This is a genomic window from Succinimonas amylolytica DSM 2873, assembly GCF_000378405.1.
In the GTDB taxonomy this organism is placed as follows: Bacteria; Pseudomonadota; Gammaproteobacteria; order Enterobacterales; family Succinivibrionaceae; genus Succinimonas; species Succinimonas amylolytica.
Genome location: NZ_KB899641.1, coordinates 1 through 7,345, shown reverse-complemented (window position 1 = coordinate 7,345; position 7,345 = coordinate 1). Strand labels below are relative to the sequence as shown.

General features: G+C 37.3%; 9 protein-coding genes. All 9 read left to right on the top strand.

Annotation, left to right across the window (positions count from 1 at the left end; translation table 11 throughout):
• Window positions 1-819: Fic family protein (locus tag F557_RS0116600; protein WP_019003331.1), on the top strand; the 819-nt coding region annotated here is incomplete at its 5' end.
• Window positions 820-1,307: 488 nt separating this feature from the next.
• Window positions 1,308-1,874, top strand: a complete 567-nt coding sequence (locus F557_RS0116595) for a hypothetical protein (protein WP_019003330.1) — start codon at window positions 1,308-1,310, stop codon at window positions 1,872-1,874.
• Between the two features lie 800 nt (window positions 1,875-2,674).
• Window positions 2,675-3,760 (top strand): ImmA/IrrE family metallo-endopeptidase, encoded by a 1,086-nt coding sequence (locus tag F557_RS0116585; protein ID WP_019003328.1) that lies wholly within the window; start codon window positions 2,675-2,677, stop codon window positions 3,758-3,760.
• Between the two features lie 289 nt (window positions 3,761-4,049).
• On the top strand, window positions 4,050-4,736 hold the full coding sequence (locus F557_RS0116580) for a DUF4417 domain-containing protein (RefSeq protein WP_019003327.1): 687 nt from the start codon (window positions 4,050-4,052) through the stop codon (window positions 4,734-4,736).
• A gap of 2 nt (window positions 4,737-4,738) precedes the next feature.
• Window positions 4,739-5,122: a hypothetical protein gene (locus F557_RS0116575; protein ID WP_019003326.1), complete on the top strand. Its 384-nt coding sequence runs from the start codon at window positions 4,739-4,741 to the stop codon at window positions 5,120-5,122.
• Window positions 5,119-5,481 carry a hypothetical protein gene (locus F557_RS0116570; protein WP_019003325.1) on the top strand — a complete coding sequence of 121 codons (363 nt, stop codon included), beginning with the start codon at window positions 5,119-5,121 and terminating at the stop codon, window positions 5,479-5,481. Before F557_RS0116575 ends, F557_RS0116570 begins: the two co-directional genes overlap by 4 nt.
• 86 nt (window positions 5,482-5,567) lie before the next feature.
• Window positions 5,568-6,047: a hypothetical protein gene (locus F557_RS0116565; RefSeq protein WP_019003324.1), complete on the top strand. Its 480-nt coding sequence runs from the start codon at window positions 5,568-5,570 to the stop codon at window positions 6,045-6,047.
• 249 nt (window positions 6,048-6,296) lie between these two features.
• Window positions 6,297-6,449, top strand: a complete 153-nt coding sequence (locus F557_RS22460) for a hypothetical protein (protein ID WP_157617942.1) — start codon at window positions 6,297-6,299, stop codon at window positions 6,447-6,449.
• Between the two features lie 255 nt (window positions 6,450-6,704).
• Window positions 6,705-7,345 (top strand): hypothetical protein (locus F557_RS20580; RefSeq protein ID WP_157617941.1); only part of this gene is annotated, 641 nt, incomplete at its 3' end.

The window sequence follows — 7,345 nt, the reverse complement described above, 5'->3', positions numbered from 1 at the left end:
GAAAAAACTACTCCTAAAAATCGTGATGAACAGGAAATAGCCGGATACAGAGATGTTTTGGGAATTATCCATGAAAGCTTTGATGCAATCCCCATTACCAGAAATTACATTTTGCAACTGCACAAAATCCTGTACAGCCATATGAACAACCCTATAGCAGGAAGAACAAAAACGGTACAGAATTATATTAGTGCAACATATCCTGACGGACATACAGAAACACTATTTACACCTCTTGCTCCTTATGAAACACCGGAGGCTCTGGATCGTATCTGCGAAGAGTATAATCGCGTCATCGGAAATATGGAACTGGAGCCGTTAATTGCTATACCGATTTTTATTCATGACTTCCTGTGCATACATCCTTTTAATGACGGTAATGGCAGAATGAGCAGACTTCTGACAACGCTTCTTCTTTACAGGAGCGGATTTTACGTTGGCAAGTATATTTCATTAGAGGCCAAAATAGCCAAGAATAAGGATCTCTATTATGATGCGCTTGCTGCATCGCAGGATGGCTGGCATGAAGGACAAGACGATCCTATTCCGTTTGTGAAATACCTTCTTGGTACTATTCTCTCAGCTTATAGAGATTTTGCTGACAGATTTGCCATTGTTGAAACAAAACATTCAGCCATAGAAAAGGTAAGAATGGCAACTCAGAATAAAATTGGCCGATTTACAAAACAGGATATCAGAGAACAATGTCCTTCATTAAGTATAAGCTCAGTTGAAAGTGCTCTTAGAAATATGGTTGCATCGGGTGAATTAAAGCGCGAGGGTACCGGAAAAAATACATGTTATTTCCGACTGAAATAGTCGTAGCTGTTTCTGAGACTGAGAAATATGCGTAAGTTTTATGCCGTTTTTCCAACTTGGAACGCAGTGCGTTCCGAATTGAGCTTTTTGGTAGCAGTTTACGTTGATGGGGTAATTTGGCACACGCATGTGCCAAAACTGAATCTGCAATATCTGATGGATGTTAAAACAGCAGATATGTTCACTATGACACTATAATTAACGCATAGTTGAGATGTTTGTGTACACTTTTTTATGTGCAAAAAAATAAATATTTGATATAGAATCGATTTCCTCCTTGCACGTTGAGACGGTTGTACTGCTGTCACGTGATAAAGCCTAAAGAAACCCAGTATTCATGCGGTTTCAGCGGGAGTGGATAAAATTTACACAATGAATTTTAGGATGTATTTCTTTGAAAAATGAGTTTGCTGAAACATATTTACAGTATGAAAAACAGGCATTTTTTCTGAGGTTGAGTGTGCTGAACTGCAGTGGGGATATTCTAAGTGAAGAAATTCAATCATCTAATTAATCCTTCAATTTTTAGGGATACTGTAGGTTTGTCATTCAAAAAATACAAGTGCAATGACTTTGTGTTTACAAATTCCGTATATCAGATTGTTGGTTTATATATTGATAATAAGGTGTTTTCACTTGAGAATACATTACAGCCTCATGATTATTTTGGAACAACAGAGGATATAGCTATTTTTAACTTAAATGAAACCACTGATGCTAACATAGTATCGGGTCTTAGAGAAGTTGAAATGCGTGATAATTTAATTAATAAGGAAATTGCAAATATTCGTATAGTAAATGAAAATAAAAAAATTTACATGAAATCACTTCTTGAGTACGACATAGATCTTACTAGGGCTATAATTTTTACTTTGACCAATGGTGAGGAAATATGTTTTGAAAAGGATAGTTGGATTATTTCTGAAGAAATAATTATTAACAGAGGCCATAATCTAATAAATATTATTACAAGTCCCAATGATTTTTACGAAAGAATTGCAGAAGAACCTAACATGAGAGGAGAATTAACAAGAAGTGAAATTATCTTAACGTAGGTTACGTGATTTTAATCACTAAATTATCTATCCATGAATGTCGGCACAGTTCTTTTATTTGCCGGCCTTTTTTCAAATAAATAGGTTCCTTATTCCCCAAGTAGGCTATTCACAGTTTGCGCCAAATCGCTCAACTTCCCGAATAGCCAATTTCCGGGACGGGACTTTAGAGCAAACCAGCGATGAACTGTAAGCAGTATTTCGTCAGATTTAACCTCATAACTCAAAGCCTTATCCCGTCAGCAATCCATACAAGTTTCTTTTTACGGACTGTTTTCATATATCGTCCTTCCTGTCATATAAATCACTCTGAAGGCTGTTTATAGCAACCGGTATTTGGAAGTATTTCCTTGAATAATGGGCTTAAGGTCTCTCGGTTGATGTCTGTTAAAGCTTGAAACTCGGCTGGGGATATAAGTCACCGTACGAGCATGAGTTTATTCAGTTGTTGTTCCTTCGAGTACCGGATATCGTTCAGCATTTCATCAGTTGTAGTAGGAGAAAAGTTGGTGTTTTGTGAATTCATAAATCGTTATCTCCTACAATGTACTGGACATCAGAGGCTGATTTGAGCGGATTTATTTTTGGCAATAAGGCTGATTGGCTGTTTGGTGAACAGGAGAGCGGGATGTATGCAAAAGAAAAAACACTTAAAAAGCTGAATAATCAGCGGTAATATCTATAAAACTTAAAACTCGTCAAGAAAATATTGTTACAAAATTACCATTATGGTAATAAAACTTGTGTTTGCATCTAAAGTGTGTTACTCTTGAATGAGAAATTGTTATCGGTGGTAATTTATGGAAAAGAAAAAAGTCGAGCGTCCTGGAGATAAAATACAGGAACTGTTAGATCAAACTGGAATGTCCAGAAGAGATCTGGCCGCTAGAACCAGCTCCACTGAAAAACATATCTGTACTTTGCTTAACGGGGATAGAAGCATAACTGCATCGTTCGCTAAAAAATTAGGATATGTATTTGAGGGGTATGATGCACTGTTCTGGCAAAATATTCAAAACGAATATGACATTTACGAACTGGATAAACAGGAAGAGAGCAATATCAGTAACGATGAACTAGGTGTGTTGAAAAATCTTGGTGATATACTCAAACACTTTATAACTAAACAATATGTACACAATGACTGCTCGCCAACAAGTAAAGTTATCCAACTTAGACAATTGTTAAACATTAGCGATCTAGCTCTTATTCCCAAGGTTACCTATGACGCAGCATACAGAGCTCAACTGTCATCCAATGGGAAAATTGATCCGTACGTTCTATTCGCTTGGCAAAGACTTTGTGAAAAGGAAACAGAAAATTTAGAGGTAAGTTCTTGTCTGAACTTGGATTTATTGAAAAATAAACTGAATGAAATAAAAGAATTGATGTTTAATCCATCACTTGAAGATGGGTGCACTGCATTACAAGAATTATTGGCTACATGTGGTATTGCCTTCAAAATAGTAAAGCACTTTAGAGGAGCTCCCGTTCAAGGTTTTATTAAACAAGTGGCAGAGGAAAAGATAATTCTTTGTCTTACTTTAAGAAGACAAAGAGCTGACATATTTTGGTTTACGTTATTTCATGAAATAGCTCATATAATCAACGGAGATTATAAGGTTAAATTTGTTGATTTTGATTCAATAGACAACGAGATAGAAATTAGAGCAGATCGTTATGCTAGAGATTTTCTTATTCCTTTAGAAAGTTACAAGGAATTTCTTAGTTTGAAAAATCAGATAGGCTGGAATGATATTGTGGACTTTGCTAAAAAAGTTCATGTACAGCCTTATATTGTCTTAGGCAGGCTACAAAAAGATGAGGTTTTGGACTGGTCAGAATTCAGCTCTAAAATTCCTATGTATAGGTGGCTTGAAAAATAAACAAGGAATAACACGGAGATAAAACTATGTAGTACAGGACATAAGAACCCGTGACATGGGATGAATGCACAACAAGCGACTGATGTCACCTGTCGCACATTCAGATTTAGTTTGGAGAGCAATGAGTGCTGACACAAACCGTAGACAAGTTCATGTTAGCACACATCACTCTAAAGTCAATTTGTTTTATTGTGATGTTTGTCACTGTAGATTCTCTACGTCTATTTTTCAAGCATTGCATCTCCGAACGGCACTTTTGTTTATGATTTCATAAAAAGGAGGAGCGCACATGAATAAAGGCTTGACCGAATATGAAAAGTTCAAAATCATCAGACCAATCGTAGGCGGTTGTGAACATGATGCGTACCAGAGACCTGTTATCCGAAAGACAGATATCGCAGATATTGATTGGAACAGCATAAAAGTAACTAACTTAAAAAATGCATCAGTTAATGCAAACAATACCAATTCTTTATTGCTGATGTTTAACTATGATAAGGAACTAATGAGATTGTGGAATGATCCGTTGGGAAAAGTATGTCTTTGGCAATCATTTGCAGCAGTATGTTCACCTGATTTTAGTGTTTATCCATCCATGAACATCAATGATATAAGGCATAACATTTATATGTCAAGATGGCTGGGTCGAACATGGCAAAATTACGGATGTAAAGTTATACCAACTGTCGTTTGGGCTTTACCAGACACATATGATCTGTGCTTTGAAGGAATCGAGTGCGGTTCCGTAGTTGCAATTTCCACTTTAGGTTGTCATTCAAATATTGAAGGATTTCTTATGGGGTTTAAACAAATGATGGTAAGAATTAATCCATCATTGGTTATTGTTTATGGGGACATGATAGAAGGAATGTTTGGTACTTTTATTAACTTTAGGTATATTGATGGTTTTAATAGAAAGTATGAGCAGCTTTCTTTGTTTAATGAGAAAGTATTTACAATCATGGAGGGAGAGTAAAAATGGGTTCAAGAGGTGCTTTTGTAGATTTAGAAAGTTTTGATTTTGTCGAAGGAGGTCAGCATTATCATAAAATAGGTGTGCTTTCCACCAATCCTAACGTTATCGTTGTTTACCAGGATTCTAACAGCGTAAAGGCTCCGGAATTTTCTCATACAGCAGGACGTGTATATGCCGTTGTTAAAAATGGAGTGTTAAAACATCTCGCTTACTATGATGAAAAGCATCAACAAGCTGTTAGTATAGATTTTAGTCATGATCATGATGGAGTACAACCCCATAGACATGTACACTTGAGTCATAATAAAAATGATCCAGGAGTACCGCCTACAGCAGAAGAAATAAAACTAGCGAATAAGATAAAGAAGGAGTTTAACCTAAAATGAGAATAAATGAATACAAATCGCTCGATGAGTTTACATCTCAATATGTTGGAGAATGGGCCCCATCAGAAGGGCATTGGTACGGGCTCGATTTTTCGTATCACGGAACAGAATATAGGTTACATACCTGGTCAATGTACAAGGATGAAATAAAGGTCTTACCAGATGGAAGAGACGTTCTTTTTGGTCTTTACAAAAAAGTATTGAGAGATGATGAAATATCATCTGAGCATAGACGTAAGTACGAATTGATAGGAAAATACGCTGATATGCATGATTTACTTGAGAGTCGGGTAATTGAGGGGATACCATTCTCGGAAGTCATCATGGATGATTACACTGAATTACTTGGTCAAGATTGACAATTTTTTCGAGAGCCAGTTTTATCACTACTGGCTCTTTTTTTATTCACCAAGTCGTCTGCACAACACTAACAAGGAATTGTTTGATGAAGATTCTAAGTGGAGAAAAAATGAGCAGTAACAAAATTGATGAGCAGACACATTTGCTGTTCAATCGTACTTATGGTTTTAGTTCCAAGGAGCAACGTAAGGAAACTAGGGAAAAAGTAAAACAGCAAATATCTGAATTTGGATGGGAAAAAACATTTGAAAGTTGGATAAACTATCTTTTTACTGAATGTAAAACCCCCGAATCCGCAATCAATTTTGCAAATTTGTTCTGGAGTTATGGAGGTCAGGATCATCCTGTCATTGAACCATATAAATTCTTAGGTTATTTTTACTATAGGATTGATTTTGACACTGAGAAGTATGACGAGCTCGGAATACTTGACAGCCTTGCAATAGATCTCTTACCAAAGGCTGGATATTCCTATGCTGATCGGTTAATTAACGATGAGTATATTCCAGAACTTGATCCTAAGATAATTGCTCAAGTTGAGGCATATAAATCTTCGGGACTTTAGAGAATTTTTAAGCTAGTACATTGATATCAAGCCGACGCTCCTAGTAGTATTGTCGGCTTTTTCATCATTCCCCGAGTCGGCTATTTACTTCCTGAGCCAAATCGCCCAACTTCCCGAATAGCCAATTTCCAGGACAGGATTTTCGAGCAAACCAGCAGTGAACGGTAAGCAACATTTCGTCAGATTTAACCTCATAACTCAATGCGGAATACACCTTCGGCTTCATGGTGTAAGGCTTAGTCAGATCTGATGCACACTCGACGATGCCAAAAGGATGGAGTCCGACAGAAGATTTCAGACCTTAAAGCCTTTCTGGATGAGCAGGAAACTCAGATTGTCGAGTACGATGAGGCACTGGTCAGACGTCTGATTGAGCGCATCACTGTGTCGATGACCAGATAATATGTCCCTCTTTTGCTCAATCGGTTTGTCCCAATATCTGAACTTCGGAGATACAATATTGCTCACTGGCTTTGTCTCAGCTTCTGTAACATACTTTACAGCAATGGTGTAATATTGTGTTTTAAGGTCTGGAAGATGTAAAGTTGTGGTAGCCGAATTTTTGTCAGGGGAACACAGAGTGTTAGACGATGGTGGCAACACAGAAGAACAATGAAGTAAAAGAAATGAAATAAGGACTTAAGAGAACCACTCCCAATGTTTAGCGACAAACGAATGGTTCTCCTGCATATAAGCATGATCATTCTATCAAATAAACGGTTCCTGGTGGAAGCAAATTGTGTAATAAATTCCATTAGTGCTGTTGGAAAGTTAATAGCATTCCTGAAGAGAAATAACCTTCTGGGTACAGTTTATCGCTACAGATTAAAGAATTCTGTGTCTCTCAAATGCCCATACTGCGGGGCTCCGTGCACTCATTACGGTTACGCTTATAAAATCATTGTTTCTCCTGAAGATGACAGGCTGGATCTATTCTTTTTACCGAGGTGCCAGTGTACCAATAGCAATTGCGTATGCCGCATAAAGAGAGACGAGGCAAAGACCAAATCCAGATACGAAGAAACTGGAATTTATGAAGAATATACCGGCAACAACGTTACCCACGTTGTATTCCCGGATACCCTAGTGCCGTTTGAACGGTATCCGTCATTCGTTATCGAAATTATTGCGCTGCTGAGAATCATCAGAGCAAAGGATTTTCTTCCTGGAGCCTCTCAGGCTAGCCTGGAAACAGACGAAAGGGTTGTAAATCTTAAGGAATTCTGTATTTCTTCCTTTATTAACTATACAAGCCAGTTACTCCGAACCAAAGAAAAAAAGATCCTCAGGGCCAATCA

Bases quoted from the DNA above. Each gene is read 5' to 3' on its own strand.
- F557_RS0116585 (WP_019003328.1), top strand. From the start codon at position 2,675: ATGGAAAAGAAAAAAGTCGAGCGTCCTGGAGATAAAATACAGGAACTG.
- F557_RS0116580 (WP_019003327.1), top strand. From the start codon at position 4,050: ATGAATAAAGGCTTGACCGAATATGAAAAGTTCAAAATCATCAGACCA.
- F557_RS0116565 (WP_019003324.1), top strand. From the start codon at position 5,568: ATGAAGATTCTAAGTGGAGAAAAAATGAGCAGTAACAAAATTGATGAG.
- F557_RS0116575 (WP_019003326.1), top strand. From the start codon at position 4,739: ATGGGTTCAAGAGGTGCTTTTGTAGATTTAGAAAGTTTTGATTTTGTC.
- F557_RS0116570 (WP_019003325.1), top strand. From the start codon at position 5,119: ATGAGAATAAATGAATACAAATCGCTCGATGAGTTTACATCTCAATAT.
- F557_RS22460 (WP_157617942.1), top strand. From the start codon at position 6,297: ATGCACACTCGACGATGCCAAAAGGATGGAGTCCGACAGAAGATTTCA.